A 23,316-nucleotide genomic window follows, 5' to 3' on the forward strand; every position below is an offset into this window, starting at 1 on the left:
CATGCAGTTCCCACACGTGCAACAACACACACAACTGCCGCTGTTTGAGGCCTTTTTGGCCCAGCCACTTGCACCTATCCTCAACGAGACGGTGCAGTCCCCATGGACCGCCACCGCTGAACCCGAGGTATTCAGTGAATTGTCGTTGCGCGGCGCTGCCGGGAACTGCCTGAGCCTGCTGGCCCCCATTCTTCGCAACCTGAGCGAAGAACAGGACGCCCGCTGGCTGACCCTGATCGCCCCGCCCTCCAGCCTGACCCAGGCCTGGTTGCGGGATGCGGGCCTGAACCGCGAACGCATCCTGCTGCTGCAACCACGCGGCACCCAGAGCGCCCAGCAACTGACCTGTGAAGCGCTGCGCCTCGGGCGTAGCCACACGGTGGTCAGTTGGCTGAATCCACTGGGCGCTTCGGCCAAGCAGCAGTTGATCAGCGCAGCGCGTACGGGCGATGCACAGAGCTTGAATATTCGTTTGGGATAAGCCCGAGCCTGACGCGCAACGCGTTATCGGGAGTGGTACAGGTCGTCCGATTGCAGCCTGACGTCAGGTCAGTGCCTGCGATGGACGCTAGGCTTCTACAGAATTGAGAAGCCGATTGAGCATTTGAATCTTAAAAACGACAAACGGACTCAGTGAAGAATCCGTGGACCGTCATCTTTCTCCGGCTCGCCTTCAGCCAGGCGCCCCGCCATCTGCACACCAACGCTCAGCATGGCTTTTGCCACTTCCACGTGTTGGCCTTGCAGGAATGCCTTGGCGTCCTCGGAAAAATCCAAAGTCACCAGAGAACCCTCGTCCTCAGCCCTGCGCAGCTCAATTCGGCCGTCGGGCAGTTCAACAATTTCCAGAAAGGACGTTGGCATAAAAATCTGTTCTCCACGAAAGGCCGGCATTATATCAGTCATCAACGCGGCCTCGCTCAGGATCTGAACAGCTTTCTTTGCGGCTTGATGAATGGTCTGTAGGAGCTGGCTTGCCGGCTCCTACATTGCCCTGCCACTCAGCACTCGTTCAAGCCATCCCGAAAGCGGATAGCCAGCTTCTTCAGCTCCTGGCGCCAGCTCTCCAACTCGGCCCGGCTCAGTGGCTCGGGACCTTCCTCTTCCAGGCTGACCGCAACGATCAGCGGCTGGGTCACATCACCCTTGGGCTTGTGCGGCACACGCGGCGGCTGGAACATCGCCGAATGCGCAGCCAGCAAACGTGCCAGCCAGCTGTCAGGGCTGCGGGCCATTTCCACCAACTCGGCCAACTCAGGGATGGCCAAGGACTCTAGCACCTCGCGGGTCAGGATATCCTCGGCCCGTGGCGCATGCGCCTGGGGCAAGCGATAGAAGCCGGCAATTTCATGACACAGACCCAGCAAGGCGCCGTACAGATGGAATAACGCCGACTCTCGCCCCGCCTGGACCAGCGCGATAGCGTTCATCTCCTTTCCTTCCTCGGCACGGCCAAGGGCGTCCAGGGACAAACCCGCGAAGTAAATTTTCTGGTTGGTACGGGTATAGAGTTCGTTAGCCATGACAGCAGTCTCCACAACGACATAAGTATGATACGGCCTGTAGGAGCGAGCTTGCTCGCGAAAAACCTGAGAGCACCGCAGTGCACCAGGTTTATCGCGTCATCGTTAACGACCTTCGCGAGCAAGCTCGCGCCTACAGATCAAGCGCCCTGGCGCTTGTCCTCGACCTTCCACTTGCCGCCGTCGTAGAACGCTTTCCAACCCGTAGGCTTGCCGTCTACTTCGGTCTGCACGTACTGCTCCTTGGTCTTGCGGCTGTAGCGGATCACGGCCGGACGACCGTCGGGATCCTTCTTCGGCGCTTCACACAGGAAGTGGTACTTCGGATCGATCTCGTCCTTGTGCGGCACGATCTCCATCACCAGGGGTGCACGGGTCTCGCGGTTTTTCGGGAACTGGCTGGCCGCCAGGAACAGGCCCGAAGCGCCGTCACGCAGGATGTAGGTGTCGTTGACCTTCTCGCACTTGAGCTCAGGCATCTTCACCGGGTCCATCTTCGGCGGCGCCGCGTCACCGCTTTTCAGCAGTTTGCGGGTGTTCTTGCAGGTCGCATTGGTGCAACCGAAGAACTTGCCGAAACGGCCGGTCTTGAGCTGCATCTCGCTGCCGCACTTGTCGCACTCCAGGCTCGGCCCTTCATAGCCCTTGATGCGGTAGGTGCCTTCTTCGATTTCGTAGCCGTTGCAATCCGGGTTGTTACCGCAGATGTGCAACTTGCGCTTCTCATCCAGCAGATAAGCATCCATGGCGGTGCTGCAGATCGGGCAACGGTGCTTGCCACGCAGTACCAGCGACTCGGACTCACCCTCGTCATCGGCAGCGATTTCATCACCTGGCACCAAGTTGACGGTGGCCTTGCAGCGCTCTTTAGGCGGCAGGCTATAACCCGAACAACCGAGGAACACACCGGTAGACGCAGTGCGGATCTGCATCGGCCGACCGCAGGTGGTGCACGGAATATCCGTCATCACCGGCTGGTTGGCACGCATACCGTTTTCCGGGTTCTCGGCTACTTCGAGTTTCTTCTTGAAGTCGCCATAGAACTCGTCGAGTACATTCTTCCAGTCCCGCTCGCCCTGGGCCACGTCATCGAGATTCTCTTCCATACCGGCGGTAAAGCCGTAGTCCATCAGGTTGGAGAAACTCTCGGACAGACGCTCGGTGACGATATCGCCCATCTTTTCCGAATAGAAACGACGGTTATGCAGGGCCACGTAGCCACGATCCTGGATGGTGGAAATGATCGCCGCGTAGGTCGAAGGACGACCAATGCCACGTTTTTCCATCTCTTTTACCAGGCTGGCTTCCGAATAACGCGCAGGCGGCTTGGTGAAGTGCTGGGACGGATCAAGCTTGATCAGCTTCATCACATCGCCCTGGGCCATGTCTGGCAGCACGTCATCATCGCCGGGCTTGGCGATTTGCGGCATCACACGGGTGTAGCCGTCGAACTTGAGGATACGACCCTTGGCACGCAGCTCGAAGTCCCCGGCACCCACGGTGACGGTGGTGGACAGGTATTGCGCCGGCAGCATCTGGCAGGCCAGGAACTGGCGCCAGATCAGCTCGTAGAGGCGCTCAGCGTCGCGCTCCATGCCCGTGAGCTTGCTTGGCTCGGTATTGGCGTCAGACGGACGAATCGCTTCGTGAGCCTCTTGTGCGCCTTCCTTGCTGCTGTAGACGTTCGGCTTCTCCGGCAGGTACTTCTTGCCGAATTCGCTTTCAATATAAGTGCGCGCCATCGCCACCGCGTCTTGCGACAGGTTGGTGGAGTCGGTACGCATATACGTGATGTAGCCCGCTTCGTACAAACGCTGGGCCATCATCATCGTCTTCTTCACCCCGAAGCCCAGGCGGTTGCTCGCGGCCTGTTGCAGGGTGGAGGTGATGAACGGCGCGGATGGCTTGCTGCTGGTCGGTTTGTCTTCGCGCTTGACGATGCTGTAGCTGGAAGCCTTGAGCTTCTCCAGCGCGGCCATGGCCTGGGCTTCGTTAAGCGGCTTGAAGGCCTCGCCTTTCTCGCGGGCCACATCAAAGCGCACGGTCGCGCCCTTGGCGGTGCCGAGGTCAGCGTGGACTTCCCAGTATTCTTCAGGGATGAACGCACGGATCTCGCGCTCGCGCTCCACTACCAGCTTGACCGCGACCGATTGCACACGGCCAGCGGACAAGCCACGGGCGATCTTCGCCCACAGCAACGGCGAGACCATGTAGCCCACGACGCGGTCGAGGAAGCGCCGCGCCTGCTGGGCATTGACGCGGTCAATGTCCAGCTCGCCTGGCTTGGAGAAGGCTTCCTGGATCGCCTTCTTGGTGATTTCGTTGAACACCACGCGTTTGTAGCGGCTGTCGTCCCCACCAATGGCTTCGCGCAGGTGCCAGGCAATGGCTTCCCCTTCGCGGTCCAAGTCCGTTGCGAGATAGATGGTGTCAGCATCCTTGGCGAGCCGGCGCAGCTCCTCGATGACCTTTTCCTTGCCCGGAAGGATTTCGTACTTGGCCTTCCAGCCATGATCCGGGTCCACACCCATGCGCGAGACCAGCTGCTTGCGCGCCTTCTCTTTAGGCGAGAGCACCGGACCTTCGCCCGCAGCCGCCTTGCCGCGCTTGGCAGCAGGCTCCTTGCTGGCGCTAGCCGAACCGCTGGTGGGCAGGTCTCGGATATGGCCGATACTCGACTTCACCACGTACTCGTTACCCAAGTACTTGTTGATGGTCTTGGCCTTAGCCGGGGATTCCACAATGACCAGCGATTTGCCCATGGATCGGAAAATTCCTGAATTCGAGAAGAGAAAGGCGGTTGGCGCCTGACGCGGCAACGCTATATATAGTGGCAACACAGTGAGGTCAAGCGCAGCATTCTGCGCAACCGGCCGTTACTGCCCTGAAAAAAGGCTGGGTTCGACCTGCACCAAAGCAAAGCGCGGGACCTGCTTGCCGTCAACTTCGACGGTTTCCAGGAACATGCTCAAGGGGCGCACCCAAAAGCCGTAATCGCCATACAGTGCTTGGTAGAACACCACTTCTTCTTCGGTCTCGGAGTGCCGCGCCACATTAAAAACGCGGTACTGGGGACCTTTATAATGCTGGTAGAGCCCTGGTTCGACTTTCATGCTCTGGCCCTCTTACAAAATTTATTAAAAAAAAATTAAAAATTCCAAAAAACAAAAACCGGGGCACTGGGCCCCGGCTTCCGTCAACTCAACGCTTAGACGCGTTCGAAGACGGTAGAAATGCCTTGGCCGAGACCAATGCACATGGTTGCAACCCCAAGGTTGCCGCCATTTTGCTTCATCACGTTAAGCAAAGTGCCGGAAATACGTGCACCGGAGCAACCGAATGGGTGGCCCAGGGCAATCGCACCGCCGTGCAGGTTAACCTTCTCGTTCATCTTGTCGAGTACTTTCAGATCTTTCAGCACGGGCAGGGCCTGTGCGGCGAAAGCTTCGTTGAGCTCGAAGAAGTCGATGTCGGAGATGCTCAGACCTGCGCGCTTCAAGGCTTTTTGTGTGGCCGGTACTGGACCATAGCCCATGATCGCCGGGTCCACACCCGCCACGGCCATGGAACGGATCACTGCCAGAGGCTGGATCCCCAGGTCCTGGGCGCGCTGGGCCGACATCACGATCATGCACGAGGCACCATCGGTGATCTGCGACGAAGTACCGGCAGTCACGGTGCCGCCCTTTGGATTGAATGCCGGCTTCAAGGCCGCCAGGCTTTCCAGGGTGGTATCCGGACGAATGGTTTCGTCGTAGTCGAACAGCTTCAGGAAACCGTTCTCGTCGTAGCCGTTCATCGGGATGATCTCATCCTTGAACTTGCCTTCCAGGGTTGCCTTGTGGGCGAGCTGGTGCGAGCGCAGGCCAAAAGCGTCCTGGGCTTCACGGGTAATGCCGTGCATCTTGCCGAGCATTTCTGCGGTCAGGCCCATCATGCCCGAGGCTTTGGCCGCGTACAGCGACATGTGCGGATTTGGATCGACGCCGTGCATCATGCTGACGTGGCCCATGTGCTCCACGCCGCCGACCACGAACACATCACCGTTGCCGGTCATGATCGCCTGGGCGGCAGTGTGCAGTGCGCTCATGGACGAACCACACAGGCGGCTGACGGTCTGGCCGGCAGCAGTATGCGGGATCTGCGTCATCAGGGACGCCATGCGGGCGATGTTCCAGCCCTGCTCCAGGGTCTGGTTGACGCAGCCCCAGATCACGTCCTCGACTTCGTTCGGGTCGACCTTGACGTTGCGCTCCAGCAGCTTGCTGATCAGGTGCGCCGACATGTCTTCGGCACGGGTGTTGCGGTGCATGCCGCCCTTGGAGCGGCCCATCGGAGTACGACCGAAGTCGACAATCACGACGTCTCTTGGATTCAAGCTCATAAATATTCTCGCTCTAGTCGTCTGGGCACTTAACCGAAGAAGCTCTGGCCGTTCTTGGCCATCTCGCGCAGCTTCGCAGTCGGGTGGTACAGCGGGCCCAGATCAGCGTACTGATCAGCCAGGGCAACGAACTCGGCCACACCGATAGAGTCGATGTAACGCAGCGCACCACCACGGAATGGAGGGAAACCAATACCGTACACCAGGCCCATATCGGCTTCGGCGGCGGTTTCAACGATGCCATCTTCCAGGCAACGCACGGTTTCCAGGCACAGGGCGATCATCATCCAGTTGATGATGTCCTCGTCGGACACTTCACGCTGTTCGTAGACGATCGGTGCCAGCACTTCGTGAACCGATGGATCGGCAACTTTCTTCTGCTTGCCTTTCTTGTCGGTCTCGTAGGCGTAGAAACCCTTGCCGTTCTTCTGGCCCAGGCGCTTGGCCTCGTAGAGCGCATCAACGGCCGAACGACGGTCGTCTTTCATGCGGTCCGGGAAGCCTTCAGCCATGACGTCGCGACCGTGGTGGCCGGTGTCGATACCGACCACGTCCATCAGGTACGCCGGGCCCATTGGCCAGCCGAATTTCTCCATGACCTTGTCGATACGCACAAAGTCCACGCCAGCGCTGACCAGCTTGGCGAAACCGCCGAAGTACGGGAACAGCACGCGGTTGACCAAAAAGCCCGGGCAGTCGTTGACGACGATCGGGTTCTTGCCCATTTTCTTGGCGTAGGCAACGGTGGTGGCAACGGCCAGCTCGCTGGACTTCTCGCCACGGATCACTTCCACCAGCGGCATCATGTGCACCGGGTTGAAGAAGTGCATGCCGACGAAGTTTTCCGGACGCTTGAGGGCCTTGGCCAGCAAGGTGATAGAGATAGTCGAGGTGTTGGACGCCAGGATGGTGTCGTCCTTGACCTGGGCTTCAACTTCAGCCAGTACCGCTTGCTTGACCTTCGGGTTCTCGACAACCGCTTCGACCACCAGGTCGACGTGGCCGAAATCGCCGTAGGACAGCGTAGGACGAATGCCGTTGAGCACTTCAGCCATCTTCGCAGCCGTCATGCGACCTTTATCAACGCGGCCCACCAGCAGCTTGGCGGCTTCTGCCAGGCCTTGCTCGATACCGTGCTCGTTGATGTCTTTCATCAGGATCGGCGTGCCTTTGGACGCCGACTGATAAGCGATACCGCCACCCATGATACCGGCGCCGAGGACGGCAGCCTGTTTCACGTCCTTGGCGATTTCGTCGTAGGCCTTGGCCTTTTTCTTCAGCTCCTGATCGTTCAGGAACAGGCCGATCAGGCTCTGGGCAGCAGACGTCTTGGCCAGTTTGACGAAGCCGGCGGCTTCGATTTCAAGGGCCTTGTCGCGACCGAAGTTCGCGGCTTTCTGGATGGTCTTGATCGCTTCGACCGGAGCCGGGTAGTTAGGACCCGCTTGACCGGCGACGAAACCCTTGGCGGTTTCGAACGACATCATTTGTTCGATGGCGTTGAGCTTGAGCTTTTCCAGCTTCGGCTGACGCTTGGCCTTGTAGTCAAATTCGCCGCTGATGGCGCCCTTGATCAGGTTCAGTGCAGCTTCTGCGAGTTTATCCGGAGCAACCACGGCATCGACTGCACCCACTTTCAGCGCGTCTTCAGCACGGTTTTCCTTGCCGGCGGCAATCCACTCGATGGCGTTGTCGGCACCGATGATGCGTGGCAGGCGCACGGTACCGCCGAAGCCTGGGTAGATGCCCAGCTTGACTTCCGGCAGGCCGATTTTCGCGCTGGAGGCCATGACGCGGAAGTCCGCGGCCAGGCACATTTCCAGACCGCCGCCCAGGGCGATGCCATTGATCGCGGCAACGGTCGGCACGTTGAGGTCTTCGAAATCGCTGAAAATCTTGTTGGCTTCGAGGTTGCCAGCCACAAGCTCGGCATCGGGCAGCTTGAAGTTGTCGACGAATTCGGTGATGTCAGCGCCGACGATGAACACGTCCTTGCCGCTGGAGACGATCACACCTTTGATCGATGCATCAGCCTTGATGGTGTCTACGGCCTGACGCAGTTCGTTCAGGGTTAGACGGTTGAACTTGTTGACGGACTCACCCTTGAGGTCGAATTTCAATTCGACGATGCCACTTTCAAGAGCCTTAACCGTGATGGCTTTACCTTCGTAAATCATCAACTGATCTCCACGATATGGAAGCTGAACAGTACACACTGGACGCTGGCCTCTGGTCGGGCATTGATCATTACGTCAATGCTTACGCCAATGCGCCAGGCACACCCGCCAATGCGATAGTCGGGATTATGTCTGAGATGTCTGACAGACAAACACTCAATTCATACGCCCGTTTGATTTGGGTACGCCACCTTCAGCCAATTTCCGACAATTGTCAATCGCTCGAAAGGGCCGCTAAAACGCGACTTTTCAGTCATTTCAGAACCGCCAAGGCGAATCAATGCGCAGGCATTCACATAATCAATAATGCAAAAAGCTTAGAAAAGGCCTGTACAGCGGCGAATATCCGGCTAGGCTAGCCGCACGTTTGAACGCCTGTGCGAATGCGCGGCGCGATGAATCGAAGAATTACCGGCCTGCCTGGCCAACTCCAGCCCGATGATGATGTCGGGCTTTTTATTGCCTGTGATTTCGTCATTGTAGGAGCGAGCTTGCTCGCGAAAAACCTGAGCGCACCGCGTTAAACCAGGTTTGGCGCGTTATCGTTGACGATTTTCGCGAGCAAGCTCGCTCCTACAGTGGAACAGTGGAACGCTGTCAGGCCAGGGCCTTGAGCAAGGCATTGATGTCCTGCAAGACGCTCAATTCGCCTTTCTCACCCCAATACAAGGCGATCATTTGCCCGTCGGCTTCGATTTTGTAGACGTTATCCGGCAGCTTTGCAAAATGCGGCAACAACTTCTCGTCAACGCAGATTTCCCGCCACTGATTGACCCACACCCCCGGCTCCAACTGCCAGTAACACCAGAGGGCCGGCTGACTGCCACGCCGTGGCCGACAGTACTGCGCACAAGGGCTGGGCGGCTCCTGCTTGAGCCAGTGCGGCCATTCCTGGGGCGACAATTGCATCGCCAGGCCAATGCGGCGGGCCTCCATGCGCAGGGCCATGCGCCCGCTCTGGTGGCGCGAAGGTCGCAGCCATGCCAGGGGGCTCAACACCACCACAAGGATTGACACCACTATCCAGACCGTCATATGTGTACTCCCGAATTTCTAGATGAGCGGATTTGACCTGACGCAACCCCATCCGCTTGAAAGCAGCCATACTGAACTTATTGCAGTCCCCTGGAGGAACGCCTCATGACTTACGAACATATTCTGGTCGCCGTGGACCTGACCGAAGAGTGCGATCCGGTGATCAAGCGCGCCGTGGCCATCGCCGGCGATAGCGTCAAGCTGTCCCTGGTGCATATCGTCGAACCCATGGCCATGGCCTTTGGCGGCGATGTGCCGATGGACCTGTCGCAACTGCAACAGCAGCAGTTCGATCAGGCCAAGGAGCGCCTGGACCGGCTGATTGCCAAGTATCCCGCGTTGAAAAAAGACCAAAGCCACCTGACCTATGGCCAACCACGCCAGGAAATCCATCACCTGGCCAAAGAACAGAACTGCGACCTTATCGTCGTTGGCAGCCATGGGCGTCATGGCCTGGCGCTGCTGCTGGGCTCCACGGCCAATGATGTACTGCACGGCGCGCCGTGCGACGTACTGGCAGTGAAGCTGGTAAAGAGCTCGTAAGAACACTGCAAATCAAATGTAGGAGCTGGCTTGCATTTCATATAAAAAAACCGGTGCTCCTAAGAGCGCCGGTTTTTTATTGCCGCCGAATCAATCAGGCATCCAGCTCGGCCCAACGCTCAACCAGCACTTCCAGCTCCTGGTTCAGCTTCTCCAGGGACTCGATGACCTTGGCCGTTTCCGCCGCAGGACGCAGATAGAAACCCGCGTCAGCCATTTCGGCTTCCACAGCAGCGATCTGCTGCTCCTTGGCGTCGATATCACCCGGCAAGGCTTCCAGCTCACGCTGCAACTTGTAGCTGAGCTTTTTCTTGGCCGCCGGCGCAGCGTCCTGAACAGGTTCAGCAGCGGCAGGTGCAACCACCGCAGAGTTCAAGTCGGCCTTGCCGGACTTGCTCTCGGTCACGCCCAGCAGGCGCGGCGATCCGCCTTGGCGCAGCCAGTCCTGATAACCACCGACGTATTCACGCACCTTGCCTTCACCTTCGAAGACCAGGGTGCTGGTGACCACGTTGTCGAGGAATGCCCGGTCGTGGCTGACCATCAGCACGGTGCCGTTGAAGGTCAGCAGGACCTCTTCCAGCAGTTCGAGGGTTTCCACGTCGAGGTCGTTGGTCGGCTCGTCAAGCACCAGCAGGTTGGCCGGTTTGCTGAACAGCTTGGCCAGCAGCAAGCGCGCTCGCTCACCACCAGACAAGGCCTTGACCGGTGTGCGGGCACGTTGCGGGCTGAACAGGAAGTCGCCCAGGTAGCTCAGCACGTGGCGGCTCTGGCCGTCGATATCGATAAAGTCGCGGCCTTCAGCGACGTTGTCGATCACGGTCTTTTCCAGGTCCAACTGGTGGCGCAACTGGTCGAAGTAGGCCACATCGATGCGCGTGCCCTCTTCCACGGTGCCGCTGGTCGGTTGCAGACCGCTGAGCATCAGCTTGAGCAAAGTGGTCTTGCCGGTACCGTTGGCGCCCAGCAGACCGATACGGTCGCCGCGCTGCAGGACCATGGAGAAGTCCTTGATCAGGAACGGGCCATCCGGGTGATGGAAGCTGACGTTCTCCAGGACCATGACCTGCTTGCCCGACTTGTCGGCGGTATCGAGCTGGATATTGGCCTTGCCGGTGCGCTCGCGACGTTCGCTACGCTCGACACGCAAGGCTTTCAGGGCACGTACACGGCCTTCGTTACGGGTGCGGCGCGCCTTGATGCCCTGGCGGATCCAGACTTCTTCCTGGGCCAGTTTCTTGTCGAACAGCGCGTTGGCGGTTTCTTCAGCGGACAGCGCGGCTTCCTTGTGCACCAGGAAGCTGGCGTAGTCGCCGTTCCAGTCGATCAGGCCGCCGCGATCCAGTTCGAGGATGCGCGTAGCAAGGTTCTGCAGGAAAGAACGGTCGTGCGTGATAAACAGCACGGCGCCCTGGAAGTCCTTGAGGGCTTCTTCCAGCCAGGCAATCGCGCCGATATCCAGGTGGTTGGTCGGTTCGTCGAGCAGCAGCAGGTCCGGCTCTGACACCAGGGCCTGGGCCAGCAGCACCCGGCGACGCCAGCCGCCGGACAGTTCGGCAAGGGTCTTGTCGGCCGGCAGTTGCAGGCGGCTCAAGGTGCTGTCGACCAGTTGCTGCAAGCGCCAGCCATCACGGGCTTCAAGGTCTTGCTGGACGTGCATCAGCTTGTCCAGGTCTTCCTCGGTGACGCAGTTCTGCGCCAGGTGATGGTATTGGGCAAGCAATTCGCCTACACCGTCGAGGCCTTCGGCAACCACGTCGAACACGGTCCGTTCGTCGGCCACCGGCAATTCTTGCGGCAACTCGCCGATCTTCAGGCCCGGGGCACGCCACACAGAGCCGTCATCGGGCTTCTGGTCGCCCTTGACCAGCTTCATCATGCTGGACTTGCCGGTGCCGTTGCGGCCGATGATGCACACCCGCTCACCACGGGCGATCTGCCAGGACACCTTGTCCAACAACGGCATAGCGCCGAAAGCAAGGGACACATCGCTGAATTTGAGCAGGGTCATACGCTTCTCCAAAAACTGGGCGCGCATTCTACCTGAGTTGGGGGCTGAAGCGGCCGGCATTTTCATGCCCGACACGTTCTGTAGGACATTTCCTGAGAACTTCAGCGAAGCGGCCTGCAAAGCTTTCACCGGCTGCGGGCAAAAGGCTAAGCTAGGGGCAATCAGTGTCGGCGGCGCCGGCACTAGTCCTGATTTCTTTGCACGGACGTCTCATGCGCAGTCGCCTTTTCAGCTTTTTATCTTGCCTGCTTCTTTCCTCCACCGCCGTCCAGACTGCCCAGGCAGTGGACCTGACCACCCAACGCCAATATTACGACCAAGCCAAGCGGGCCCTGGCCAAGGGCGACACCGGCCCGTACATGCAATACAGCCAGGCCCTGGCCGATTACCCGTTGACGCCCTACCTGGCCTACGACGAACTGACCGCGCGCCTCAAATCCGCGAGCAACCAGGAAATCGAACAGTTCCTGGCCAAGCATGGCGACCTGCCCCAGGCCAACTGGATGAAGCTGCGCTGGTTGCGCTGGCTCGCCGAGCGTGGCGACTGGAAGACCTTTGAAAAGTACTACGACGCCAAGCTCAACTTCACCGAGCTGGACTGCCTGCACGGCCAATACCAGTTGAGCAACAACCTCAAGGCCGAAGGCTACAAGACCGCCGAAGCCCTGTGGATGACCGGCAAATCCCAACCGGCTGCCTGTGATGCCACCTTTGGCCAATGGGCCGCCGCCGGTCAATTGACCGAGCAGAAGATCTGGGGCCGCGCCAAACTCGCCGCCGAAGCCCGCAACTATCCGCTGGCCAACAGCCTGGTGAAAACCCTGCCCACCCTGGGTGCCCAGGGCCGCCTGATGGTGGACGTGGCGCAAAAGCCCGCCATGCTCAGTGACCCCTCGCGTTTCCTGCCGGCCACTGAAGCCATGTCCGACGCTGTCGGCCTGGGCCTGCGCCGCCTGGCGCGCCAGGACCCGGAACAAGCCATGGCCCTGCTGGATGGTTATGCCAGCAGCATGCACTTCTCCCGTGACGAAAAAGTGTCCATCGCCCGGGAAATCGGCCTGACCCTGGCGCGACGCTATGACCCCCGCGCCCTGGACGTGATGACCAAGTACGACCCGGAGCTGCGTGACAACACCGTCTCCGAATGGCGCCTGCGCCTGCTGCTGCGCCTGGCCCGCTGGGAAGATGCCTACCAGTTGACACGCAAGCTGCCTCAGGACCTGGCCACGACCAACCGCTGGCGCTACTGGCAGGCCCGCGCCCTGGAACTGGCCGAGCCGAAGAACCCGCAAGCGCTGGTGCTGTACAAAGGCCTGGCAAAGGAGCGGGATTTTTATGGCTTCCTCGCAGCGGATCGCTCCCAGGCCCCCTATCAGTTGAACAACCAGCCTCTGGTCATGAGCCAGGCCCTGATCAACAAGGTGCGCAACACCCCGGGTGTGCGCCGCGCCCTGGAGTTTTATGCCCGTGGCCAGATCGTCGACGGCCGCCGCGAGTGGTATCACGTCAGCCGCCACTTCAACCGTGACGAAATGGTCGCCCAGGCCAAGCTCGCCTATGACATGAAGTGGTACTTCCCGGCGATCCGCACCATCAGCCAGGCCAAGTACTGGGACGACCTGGATATCCGCTTTCCCATGGCCCACCGCGACACCCTGGTCCGTGAAGCCAAGGTCCGTGGCCTGCATTCGAGCTGGGTGTTTGCCATCACTCGCCAGGAAAGCGCCTTCATGGATGACGCCCGCTCCGGCGTTGGCGCCAGCGGCCTGATGCAACTGATGCCCGCCACCGCCAAGGAAACCGCGCGCAAATTCAGCATCCCATTGGCGTCACCGCAGCAGGTGCTGGACCCGGACAAGAACATCCAACTCGGCGCCGCCTACCTGAGCCAGGTGCACAGCCAGTTCAACGGCAATCGCGTGCTCGCGTCTGCCGCCTACAACGCCGGGCCTGGGCGCGTGCGCCAATGGCTGCGCGGCGCCGATCACCTGAGTTTCGACGTGTGGGTGGAAAGCATCCCGTTCGACGAAACCCGTCAGTATGTGCAGAACGTGCTGTCTTATTCGGTGATCTACGGGCAGAAGCTCAACTCGCCACAACCGCTGGTGGATTGGCACGAGCGTTATTTTGATGACCAGTAACAACAGCCGAAAGCGGCAAGCTTGAAGCAGCAAGTGCCCGCGTTGTGAAACGCGGGCATTTTTTATAGGGCTTCGTGATTGTCGTTGAATTGCAGGGCTGCCAGGCGCGCATACAGCGCATTAGTGGCGATCAGTTGCTGATGCGTGCCCACCGCCACCAATTTCCCCTGATCCATCACCGCAATCCGGTCGGCGTTTTTCACTGTGGCCAGGCGGTGGGCGATCACCAGGGTGGTACGCCCTTCCATCAGTTGCGGCAGCGCCTGCTGGATCAGATGCTCGCTCTGGGCGTCGAGGGCGCTGGTGGCTTCGTCCAGCAGCAGGATCGGCGCATCGACCAGCAAGGCCCGGGCGATGGCCAGGCGCTGGCGCTGCCCACCGGAAAGGCCCATGCCACCATCCCCCAGATGTGTCTGGTAGCCCTGGGGCATTTGCAGGATGAAATCATGGGCGTGGGCGATGCGCGCCGCTTCTTCGACCTGGGCGGGCGTGGCCTTGGGGTTGCCATAGCGGATGTTTTCTTCAACGCTGCCAAAAAACAGCGCCGGGCTCTGGGATACCAGGGCAAAACAGCGGCGTAGATCCAACGGGTCCAATGCGCTCAGCGGCTGGCCTTCCAGCAGCACTTGCCCCTGTTGCGGGTCGTAGAAACGCAGCAACAGATCAAAAATCGTTGATTTACCGGCACCGGACGGCCCAACCAAAGCCAGGGTTTCACCGGCATTGATGCTCAGGCTCAGCCCATCGATGGCGTAGCGATCGGGACGCGACGGGTAGGAAAAATGCAGGTTTTGTAGCTCCAGGCGACCACTGACCCGTTCTGGCAGCTTGACCGCACCATCGGGCGGGGCCTGGATTTCATTGCGCGACTGCAATAACTCGGCGATCCGCTCCGCCGCCCCGGCCGCGCGCTGTAACTCGCCAATCACTTCGCTCAAGGTACCAAAGGCGCTGCCCACGATCAGGCTGTAGAACACAAAGGCCGCCAGTTCGCCACCGGAGATCCGCCCGGCGATCACATCCATGCCGCCCACCCACAGCATCACGCCCACGGCGCCCAGCACCAGCACAATCACCAAAGTGATCAGCCAAGCGCGCTGCACGATACGCTTGCGCGCGGTGGTGAATGCGTCCTCGACCGTCACGGCGAAGCGCTGCTCATCCTGCACCTGATGGTTATAGGCCTGCACCGTCTTGATCTGGCCCAGGGTTTCAGACACGTAGCTGCCGACGTCGGCAATCCGGTCCTGGCTCAGGCGTGACAGGCTGCGCACGCGGCGGCCGAAAATCAGGATCGGCGCCAGCACCAGCGGCAACGCCACCACCACGATGCTGGTGAGTTTTGGATTGGTGACAAACAGCAACACAATCCCGCCGATAACCATCAATGCGTTGCGCAGGAACAGCGACAGGGATGAACCAATCACCGATTGCAGCAAGGTGGTGTCGGCGGTCAAGCGTGACTGGATTTCCGAGCTGCGATTGTTTTCATAAAACCCTGGATGCAGGTAGATCAGATGGTTGAACACCAGCCTGCGAATGTCTGCCACCACACGCTCACCGATCCACGACACCAGGTAGAAACGAGTAAAGGTGCCCACCGCCAGGCCCAGCACCAGGATCATGAACAGGCCGATGGACTGGTTGAGCAGGTGCGGCGATTGAGTCATGAAACCCTGATCCACCAACAGGCGGATGCCCTGGCCCATGGACAAGGTAATCCCTGCGGTGACAATCAGGGCGAGCAAGGCACCGACGGCCTGCCAGCGATACGGGGCGATAAAGCGCATGGCCAGGCGGATGGCGCGGCGTTGACGGGCTGAAAGCATGGAGAGCATCACCTGAGGAAGACACCCTCAAGCCTACACCGCAATCGGATTGAACTTGGGTAAATCACAATGAGTCAGGTTAATTATGCCCGGCAAGACTAGGCCCTAGAGGCTATCGGTCTAAAGTCCGGCTGGAAATTCGGCGCGATTTCTGCTGGACTGGGCATTCGATCCACCGACGGGCCCTGGAGTTGTAACAGCTCGGTCACGCGGGGGAATTAGAGTAGGTACACAACCTGATGAGGAGACAGGCCATGTCCTTGCAAACCAGCAGCACTGACAAAGTTGAAGTAATCCGCCAGCCACAGCAGTTGCCCTGCTCGTACATCGATGCCCAGGGTCGCGAAGTGCAGATTACCGAAGAGATGATCCAGGGCGCGTGCGCCGAACTGGAGCAGAAACTGGTCAAGCCTGCCCAGCAAGGCTGATACGCCCCAGCTCTTTCAGAACCGGCCCCAGTGGCCGGTTTTTTTATGCGTTTTTTTGTGCTCCCAGTGCGGCGACGATGCTCGACAAAGCTGGCGACTCACCATTGATCCGCACCTTCAAACCATCGATCTCGCGGCGCTCCGGGTAGTGCTTGCGCAGCAGGTCGAATGCCTTGCGCTGTTCTTCCACTGTTCCTACCAGGCTACGGCGAAAGTCCGCATCGTCACGGCGCGGGTCGTAGACGCTGCGGCACAACGTCGCCAGGGCCCAGGCCGGATCGGTGCTGGCATTGAGGGTGACCTCGGCCAGCCAGGGTTCAGGCAGCAGGTCACTCAACGAAATAGTCGCCGGCTGACCAAGGTGCGTGCACAACGCCTGGTAGATCTGCGCGGTGCCGCGCTGCTTGCCGTCCAGGCTGTAGCCGGCGATATGTGGGGTTGCCAGCACGCACAGCTCGGCCAATTCGACATCCACTTGCGGCTCGCCTTCCCACACGTCCAGCACCGCCTGCAGGTCTTCGCGCTCCAGCAACACCTCGCGCAGCGCCGCGTTATCCACCACCGGGCCACGGCTGGCGTTGATCAGCCAGGTGCCCGGCTTGAGCTGCTCAAGACGCTGGCGATCCAGTAAATGCCAGGTCGAGCCACTGCCGGACTTTTTCAGCGGGGTGTGCAGGCTGATCACATCACACTGTTCGATGATCTGTTCCAGGCTGACGTAATCACCATCTTCGGCGACCTGGCGCGGCGGATCACAGACCAGCACGTTCCAGCCCAGGCCCTTGAGTACCTTGACCAGCCGCCCACCTACCTCACCGGCACCGACGATGCCATAGGTGCGCCGGGTCAGGTCCGACCCTTCGATTTCGGCCAGGGTCAGCAGGCTGCCCAGCACATAGTCCACCACCCCCCGGGCGTTGCAGCCCGGCGCGCTGGACCATTGGATAGCGGCCTTGTGAAAGTAGTCGAGGTCCAAATGATCGGTACCGATGGTGCAGGTGCCGACAAAACGCACCGGCGTGCCTTCCAGCAGCGCACGGTTGACGTTGGTCACCGAACGCACCAGCAACACATCGGCCTGTTCAATCGCGGCGCGGTCGATGGCACGCCCTGGCACCCGGCGGATCTCGCCAAACCCTTCGAAGAACGCATCGAGCAGCGGGATATTTTCGTCGGCAACAATCAGCATGGCAGGCTCCTTTGGCGGATCCGCAGTGTACAGGCACCGGCCCGTGGAACGTTTACAAATCCGCTACACAGGTATTTTCCTGACTCACCCGTCAAGGCGTAGAATGCGCCGTCCTGCGCTCCCCCTTATCGGACATCTGTACGTGAACACTGCCACTCTGCCCCTCTCCCGCCCTGCCCGCGTTCGCCGGGAAGTCCATAGCCTGTTGGCGCTAGCCCTGCCGATCATGATCGGGCAACTGGCAACCACCGCCATGGGCTTTGTCGATGCGGTGATGGCCGGGCGCGTCAGTTCGCGGGACCTGGCGGCGGTAGCCCTGGGCAACTCCATCTGGATCCCGGTGTATCTGTTGATGACTGGCACCTTACTGGCCACCACCCCCAAAGTCGCCCAGCGCTTTGGCGCCGGCAGCCACACCGAGATCGGCCCGCTGGTGCGCCAGGCGTTGTGGCTGGCGCTAGTGGTGGGGTGTACCGCGTCAGTGCTGCTGATCAGCGCCGAACCGATCCTGCATGCGATGAATGTCGACCCCGAACTGATCGCACCCTGCATGGGCTACCTGCACGGCATTGCCGCGGGCATGCCGGCAGTGGCGCTGTATTACGTGCTGCGCTGTTTCAGTGACGGCCTGGGCCGCACACGTCCAAGCATGATCCTCGGACTGGCCGGGCTGGCGTTGAATATTCCGCTGAACTACGTGTTCATCTATGGTCATTTCGGTGTGCCGGCCATGGGCGGCGTGGGCTGCGGCTGGGCCACCGGGATTGTGATGTGGGCAATGATGCTGGGCTTCGCCGGCTGGACCCGCTGGGCACCTGTCTATCAGGCCAGCGAGCTGTTCAAGCGCTTCGACTGGCCACAGTGGGCGGTGATCAAGCGCATCCTGGGCATTGGCCTGCCGATCGGCATTGCGATTTTTGCCGAGTCGAGCATCTTTGCGGTGATCGCCCTGCTGATCGGCAGCCTGGGCGCGACCGTGGTGGCCGGGCACCAGATCGCCCTGAACTTCAGCTCGCTGGTGTTCATGATTCCCTACTCCCTGAGCATGGCGGTGACCGTACGCGTCGGCCAGGCCCTGGGCCGTGGCGAGCCCCGCGAAGCGCGCTTTGCCGCAGGCGTGGGGATGGGCACCGCACTGGCCTATGCCTGCGTGTCGTGCAGCCTGATGTTGTTGTTCCGCGAGCAGATCGCCACGATCTACACCGCCGACCCGCTGGTGGTCCAGGTGGCGGCGATGCTGATTGTGTTTGCGGCGCTGTTCCAGTTTTCCGATGCGATCCAGGTCACGGCGGCAGGCGCCTTGCGCGGCTATCAGGACACCCGGGTGACGATGATCCTGACCCTGTTCGCCTATTGGGGCGTGGGCCTGCCGGTCGGTTACTTGCTGGGGCTGACCGACTGGCTGGGCCAGGCCAACGGCCCGAGCGGCTTGTGGCAGGGGCTGATCGTTGGCCTCAGTTGCGCGGCGGCCATGTTGGTGGTGCGCCTGGCACGTAGTGCGCGCAAACGCATTCGCCAGGTTTAAGCGCGTCCGCCCACTGTAGGAGCGAGCTTGTCTCCGGGCGGCGTTCCGACGAGAAACGTTAACGATAACGCGAGAAAACTGACACCCTGCGTCGCTCTCAGGTTTTTCGCGAGCAAGCTCGCTCCTACAGTAGACATCCGCCTCAAGTGGACTTCTTGCGGATCCAGTACAGGTAAGTGCCAGCCTCTTCGCGCTGCTCCACCAGTTCATGGTCGAGGAACACGCAAAACTTGGGGATATCGCGGCGGGTCGAGGGATCAGTCGCGATGACCTTGAGCAGGCCGCCGGGCGCCAGGTCGCGGATGTGCTGGTGCAGCATCATCACCGGTTCCGGGCAGTTGAGGCCGGTGGCGTCGAGGGTGCCGTCGACGGCAGGGTCAAAAATGTCACTCATCGTTCACTCCTAAACAGCCGGTTCCTACAAGGTTGCGCTTACCGGGCCTTGGGTTTCTTTACGTCCAGACGGCGCAAGTGGCAGGTGACTTCCTCGCGGTCGTGGTACAGCTGCTTGCAACCGATCTCCACCCGAATGCCCCGCGCCTTGAAGCCTTCTTCGATGCGCTCCAGCAGGCGCTTCACTTCGGCGTAACGCTGCTTCATCGGCAACTTGAGGTTGACCACCGCTTCGCGGCAATGCCCTTCACCGATCCAGGTTTCCAGCAGGGCCGCGTTGCGCGCCGGTTTCTCGACGATATCGCAGACCATCCAGTCCACCGGCTGCTTGGGGGTGAAGGTAAAACCATCGGCCATCAAGTGTTGCACCAGACCGGTATCCATCAGGCTTTCGGCCATTGGCCCGTTATCGATCGCCGTCACCAGCATGCCGCGGTTGACCAGTTGCCAGGTCCAGCCGCCTGGCGCTGCGCCGAGGTCTACGCCGGTCATGTCACCGTGCAGGCGCTCGTCCCACTGGTCCCGGGGGATAAAGTGGTGCCAGGCCTCTTCCAGCTTCAAGGTCGAGCGACTGGGTGCGTCGCGGGGGAATTTCAGGCGGGGGATCCCCATCGGCCACATCGCCGAGTTGTTTGACTCGGCCAGCCCCATGAACACTTCGCGGCCGCTCTTGAAGGTCAGCAGCAGGCGCGGCTTGCTGGCATCTTCCACCAGTTTGCCGGCGCCCAGCAGGGCCTTGCGCAGGTGCACTTCGAATTTCTTGCAGAAGTTCGACAGCTCCTTACCGTCATTGGTATCGACCATTTCCAGCCACAGGCTGCCGCACACCGGGAAGTCCCGCAGGTGCGCAAGAATGACGCTGATGCGGTCGGTTTCCGGCAAATCGATGAAAACCCCACGCGCCCACTGCCTCGGGAAGATCAGCTCGGCAAAGCGTTGGCCGCGCATCAGGCGCTGGGCGCCGTCTTCCTCGGTGCAGACAAATTCGGCGCAGGCGCTGCCGGTCTTGGCCTTGGCATAGCCCGAAACGTTCAGGCGCGCGGCGTGTTCCGCGATCTCGGAACAGACTTCGCCTTCAAAACCCGGGCGGCAGTGCATAAAAAGGGTGTTCATCAACTCTCCTGGCAACTGGCTTGCTCTATCGCAATGCCTGTCATGAAAACGCGCGCATGATAACTGACTTCGGAACCTTGGACTTGTCCATAGAGTCCAGTTATTAGCCAGCTACTGAAAACAAGGCTAGGTTAGAAGCTCTGTTCGTCCCGTCAGGTCCGTAGCCGTGCGGACCATAAGGAGTTATGTAATGTCATCCGTTGATAGCCTGAGAACCCTTAAGACCCTGCAAGTCGACAGCAAGACTTACCACTACTTCAGCCTGCCCGAAGCCGCCAAGAGCCTGGGTGACCTGGATAAACTGCCAATGTCCCTCAAGGTGCTACTGGAAAACCTGCTGCGCTGGGAGGATGAAAAAACCGTGACCGGCGCCGATCTCAAGGCGCTTGCCGCCTGGCTCAACGAGCGCCGCTCCGACCGCGAGATCCAGTACCGCCCGGCCCGGGTGCTGATGCAGGACTTTACCGGCGTGCCCGCCGTGGTCGACCTGGCCGCCATGCGCGCCGCCGTGGCCAAGGCCGGTGGCGACCCGCAGCGCATCAACCCGCTGTCGCCGGTGGACCTGGTAATTGACCACTCGGTGATGGTCGACAAGTTCGGCAATGCCGACGCCTTCGAACAAAACGTCGATATCGAGATGCAGCGCAACGGTGAACGCTATGCGTTCCTGCGCTGGGGCCAGAGCGCCTTTGATAATTTCAGCGTGGTCCCGCCGGGTACGGGCATCTGTCACCAGGTCAACCTGGAATACCTGGGCCGCACGGTGTGGACCAAAGACGAAGACGGCCGTACCTATGCCTTCCCCGACACCCTGGTGGGCACCGACTCCCACACCACGATGATCAACGGCCTTGGCGTTTTGGGCTGGGGCGTGGGCGGTATCGAGGCGGAGGCGGCGATGCTCGGCCAGCCGGTGTCGATGCTGATCCCGGAAGTGATCGGCTTCAAGCTCACCGGCAAATTGAAAGAAGGCATCACCGCCACCGACCTGGTGCTGACCGTCACGCAGATGCTGCGTAAAAAAGGCGTGGTGGGCAAATTCGTCGAGTTCTATGGCGACGGCCTCGCCGACCTGCCCCTGGCCGACCGCGCCACGATTGCCAACATGGCACCGGAATATGGCGCCACCTGCGGCTTTTTCCCGGTGGATGAAGTGACCCTGGACTACTTGCGCCTGTCCGGCCGCCCGGTCGCCACGGTCAAGCTGGTCGAGGCCTATACCAAGGCCCAGGGCCTGTGGCGCAAGGCCGGTGAAGAACCGGTGTTCACCGACAGTCTGGCCCTGGACATGGGCAGCGTCGAAGCCAGCCTGGCCGGGCCGAAACGTCCGCAGGACCGGGTCTCGCTGCCCAACGTTAGCCAGGCATTCACTGACTTTCTCGACTTGCAGTTCAAGCCGGCGAGCAAGGAGGAAGGTCGCCTGGAAAGCGAAGGCGGCGGCGGTGTCGCCGTGGGCAATGCCGACCTGGTAGGCGAAGCCGACTACGACTTCGAAGGCCAGACCTATCGCCTGAAGAACGGCGCGGTGGTGATCGCCGCCATTACCTCCTGCACCAACACTTCCAACCCGAGTGTGATGATGGCCGCCGGCCTGGTCGCAAAAAAAGCCGTGGAAAAGGGCCTGACCCGCAAGCCGTGGGTAAAAAGCTCCCTGGCACCGGGCTCCAAGGTGGTCACCGACTACTACAACGCCGCCGGCCTGACGCCGTACCTCGATCAACTGGGCTTCGATCTGGTCGGCTACGGCTGCACCACCTGCATCGGTAACTCCGGGCCACTGCCGGAACCGATCGAAAAAGCCATCCAGAAAGCCGACCTGACCGTGGCGTCAGTGCTGTCCGGCAACCGTAACTTCGAAGGCCGCGTGCATCCGCTGGTGAAAACCAACTGGCTGGCCTCGCCGCCGCTGGTGGTGGCCTATGCGCTGGCCGGAACCGTGCGGATCGACATCAGCAGCGAGCCCCTGGGCACCGGCAAGGATGGCCAGCCTGTGTACCTGCGCGATATCTGGCCCAGCAGCCAGGAGATCGCCGACGCCGTGGCGCAAGTCAGCACCAGCATGTTCCACAAGGAATACGCCGAGGTGTTTGCCGGTGACGAACAGTGGCAAGCCATTGAAGTGCCACAGGCTGCGACTTATGTGTGGCAAAAGGACTCCACCTATATCCAGCACCCGCCCTTCTTCGATGACATCGCCGGCCCCTTGCCGGTGATCAAGGATGTGCAAGGCGCCAATATCCTGGCCCTGCTCGGCGATTCGGTGACCACTGACCACATCTCCCCGGCCGGCAATATCAAGGCCGACAGCCCGGCCGGCCACTACCTGCGCGAACAGGGCGTGGAACCACGGGACTTCAACTCCTACGGTTCACGGCGCGGCAACCATGAAGTGATGATGCGCGGCACCTTTGCCAACATCCGTATCCGCAACGAAATGCTCGGCGGCGAAGAAGGTGGCAACACCCTCTACATCCCGACAGGCGAGAAAATGCCGATCTACGACGCCGCCATGCAATACCAGGCGTCCGGCACGCCGCTGGTGGTGATCGCCGGCCAGGAATACGGCACCGGCTCCAGCCGTGACTGGGCTGCCAAGGGCACCAACCTGCTAGGGGTCAAGGCGGTGATTGCCGAGAGCTTCGAGCGGATCCACCGCTCCAACCTGGTGGGCATGGGCGTGCTGCCGTTGCAGTTCAAGCTGGACCAGAACCGCAAGGCGCTGAAGCTGACCGGCAAGGAGAAGATCGACATCCTGGGCCTGACCGCTGCCGAGGTCGAGCCACGCATGAACCTGACGCTGGTGATCACTCGCGAAGATGGCCGCAGCGAGAAGGTCGAGGTGCTGTGCCGGATCGACACCCTCAATGAAGTGGAATACTTCAAGGCGGGTGGGATTCTGCATTACGTGCTGCGTCAGTTGATTGCTTCCTAACGCGCCAGGCCAGACAAAACACCGCCTTCGGGCGGTGTTTTCATTTTAGCGTTCAGTCACCGCCGCTATAATGCGCACCTATTTCCCTGTAGG

At 60.5% G+C, this 23,316-nt stretch carries 19 protein-coding genes; 7 read left to right on the forward strand and 12 right to left on the reverse strand.

The features are described from left to right. The first annotated feature begins 1 nt into the window (after position 1). A complete protein-coding gene (sulA, locus tag KL786_RS08620; RefSeq protein ID WP_032863311.1) occupies positions 2-481 on the forward strand; it encodes an SOS-induced cell division inhibitor SulA in 480 nt (159 codons plus the stop codon). Between the two features lie 149 nt (positions 482-630). Here sulA and KL786_RS08625 read toward each other — a convergent pair whose 3' ends face one another. From KL786_RS08625 to fadB, 6 genes are all read right to left on the reverse strand, one after another. Beyond that, positions 631-864 (reverse strand): hypothetical protein, encoded by a 234-nt coding sequence (locus tag KL786_RS08625; protein WP_029300092.1) that lies wholly within the window; start codon positions 862-864, stop codon positions 631-633. A gap of 137 nt (positions 865-1,001) precedes the next feature. Continuing rightward, positions 1,002-1,523 (reverse strand): DUF6586 family protein, encoded by a 522-nt coding sequence (locus KL786_RS08630; protein ID WP_032863313.1) that lies wholly within the window; start codon positions 1,521-1,523, stop codon positions 1,002-1,004. A gap of 140 nt (positions 1,524-1,663) precedes the next feature. Further along, on the reverse strand, positions 1,664-4,285 hold the full coding sequence (gene topA, locus KL786_RS08635) for a type I DNA topoisomerase (RefSeq protein ID WP_215517327.1): 2,622 nt from the start codon (positions 4,283-4,285) through the stop codon (positions 1,664-1,666). A gap of 114 nt (positions 4,286-4,399) precedes the next feature. After that, positions 4,400-4,636, reverse strand: coding sequence for a DUF1653 domain-containing protein (locus KL786_RS08640; RefSeq protein WP_071483627.1), 237 nt, complete (start codon positions 4,634-4,636; stop codon positions 4,400-4,402). 95 nt (positions 4,637-4,731) lie between these two features. Continuing rightward, positions 4,732-5,907: an acetyl-CoA C-acyltransferase FadA gene (gene fadA, locus KL786_RS08645; protein WP_029300086.1), complete on the reverse strand. Its 1,176-nt coding sequence runs from the start codon at positions 5,905-5,907 to the stop codon at positions 4,732-4,734. 29 nt (positions 5,908-5,936) lie between these two features. Then, positions 5,937-8,084, reverse strand: coding sequence for a fatty acid oxidation complex subunit alpha FadB (gene fadB, locus KL786_RS08650; protein WP_032863316.1), 2,148 nt, complete (start codon positions 8,082-8,084; stop codon positions 5,937-5,939). 17 nt (positions 8,085-8,101) lie between these two features. On the opposite strand from fadB, the gene KL786_RS08655 reads away from it, so the two are divergent. Beyond that, a complete protein-coding gene (locus KL786_RS08655; protein WP_215517328.1) occupies positions 8,102-8,443 on the forward strand; it encodes a hypothetical protein in 342 nt (113 codons plus the stop codon). A gap of 238 nt (positions 8,444-8,681) precedes the next feature. On the opposite strand, the gene KL786_RS08660 is transcribed toward KL786_RS08655, so the two are convergent. Continuing rightward, a complete protein-coding gene (locus tag KL786_RS08660) occupies positions 8,682-9,119 on the reverse strand; it encodes a hypothetical protein (protein WP_215517329.1) in 438 nt (145 codons plus the stop codon). 105 nt (positions 9,120-9,224) lie between these two features. On the opposite strand from KL786_RS08660, the gene KL786_RS08665 reads away from it, so the two are divergent. Continuing rightward, complete coding sequence (locus KL786_RS08665) at positions 9,225-9,662, forward strand: universal stress protein (protein ID WP_032863318.1); 438 nt, start codon at positions 9,225-9,227, stop codon at positions 9,660-9,662. Between the two features lie 94 nt (positions 9,663-9,756). Here KL786_RS08665 and KL786_RS08670 read toward each other — a convergent pair whose 3' ends face one another. After that, positions 9,757-11,673, reverse strand: a complete 1,917-nt coding sequence (locus KL786_RS08670) for an ATP-binding cassette domain-containing protein (RefSeq protein ID WP_065942391.1) — start codon at positions 11,671-11,673, stop codon at positions 9,757-9,759. Between the two features lie 212 nt (positions 11,674-11,885). Between KL786_RS08670 and KL786_RS08675 the strand changes: the two genes are divergently transcribed. Next, on the forward strand, positions 11,886-13,814 hold the full coding sequence (locus tag KL786_RS08675) for a transglycosylase SLT domain-containing protein (protein WP_215517330.1): 1,929 nt from the start codon (positions 11,886-11,888) through the stop codon (positions 13,812-13,814). Positions 13,815-13,876: 62 nt separating this feature from the next. Here the strand turns inward: KL786_RS08675 and KL786_RS08680 are convergent, their stop codons facing one another. Beyond that, positions 13,877-15,652 carry an ABC transporter transmembrane domain-containing protein gene (locus KL786_RS08680; RefSeq protein ID WP_215517349.1) on the reverse strand — a complete coding sequence of 592 codons (1,776 nt, stop codon included), beginning with the start codon at positions 15,650-15,652 and terminating at the stop codon, positions 13,877-13,879. Positions 15,653-15,897: 245 nt separating this feature from the next. On the opposite strand from KL786_RS08680, the gene KL786_RS08685 reads away from it, so the two are divergent. After that, positions 15,898-16,071, forward strand: a complete 174-nt coding sequence (locus tag KL786_RS08685) for a PA1571 family protein (protein WP_032863322.1) — start codon at positions 15,898-15,900, stop codon at positions 16,069-16,071. 43 nt (positions 16,072-16,114) lie between these two features. Here the strand turns inward: KL786_RS08685 and pdxB are convergent, their stop codons facing one another. Further along, on the reverse strand, positions 16,115-17,260 hold the full coding sequence (pdxB, locus tag KL786_RS08690) for a 4-phosphoerythronate dehydrogenase PdxB (protein ID WP_215517331.1): 1,146 nt from the start codon (positions 17,258-17,260) through the stop codon (positions 16,115-16,117). Between the two features lie 142 nt (positions 17,261-17,402). Between pdxB and KL786_RS08695 the strand changes: the two genes are divergently transcribed. Further along, positions 17,403-18,785 carry an MATE family efflux transporter gene (locus KL786_RS08695; protein ID WP_215517332.1) on the forward strand — a complete coding sequence of 461 codons (1,383 nt, stop codon included), beginning with the start codon at positions 17,403-17,405 and terminating at the stop codon, positions 18,783-18,785. A gap of 142 nt (positions 18,786-18,927) precedes the next feature. Here KL786_RS08695 and tusA read toward each other — a convergent pair whose 3' ends face one another. Both tusA and rlmM read right to left on the reverse strand, forming a co-directional pair. Further along, positions 18,928-19,179 carry a sulfurtransferase TusA gene (tusA, locus tag KL786_RS08700; protein WP_032863325.1) on the reverse strand — a complete coding sequence of 84 codons (252 nt, stop codon included), beginning with the start codon at positions 19,177-19,179 and terminating at the stop codon, positions 18,928-18,930. A gap of 38 nt (positions 19,180-19,217) precedes the next feature. Next, positions 19,218-20,291 (reverse strand): 23S rRNA (cytidine(2498)-2'-O)-methyltransferase RlmM, encoded by a 1,074-nt coding sequence (gene rlmM, locus KL786_RS08705; protein WP_032863326.1) that lies wholly within the window; start codon positions 20,289-20,291, stop codon positions 19,218-19,220. Between the two features lie 190 nt (positions 20,292-20,481). On the opposite strand from rlmM, the gene acnA reads away from it, so the two are divergent. Further along, the gene (gene acnA / locus KL786_RS08710; RefSeq protein ID WP_215517333.1) at positions 20,482-23,223 is read left to right on the forward strand and encodes an aconitate hydratase AcnA; all 2,742 of its coding nucleotides are present in this window, start codon (positions 20,482-20,484) and stop codon (positions 23,221-23,223) included. Positions 23,224-23,316 lie beyond the last annotated feature (93 nt).

Origin of the sequence: Pseudomonas sp. TAE6080 (assembly GCF_018732265.1) — a bacterium.
GTDB lineage: Bacteria > Pseudomonadota > Gammaproteobacteria > Pseudomonadales > Pseudomonadaceae > Aquipseudomonas > Aquipseudomonas brenneri.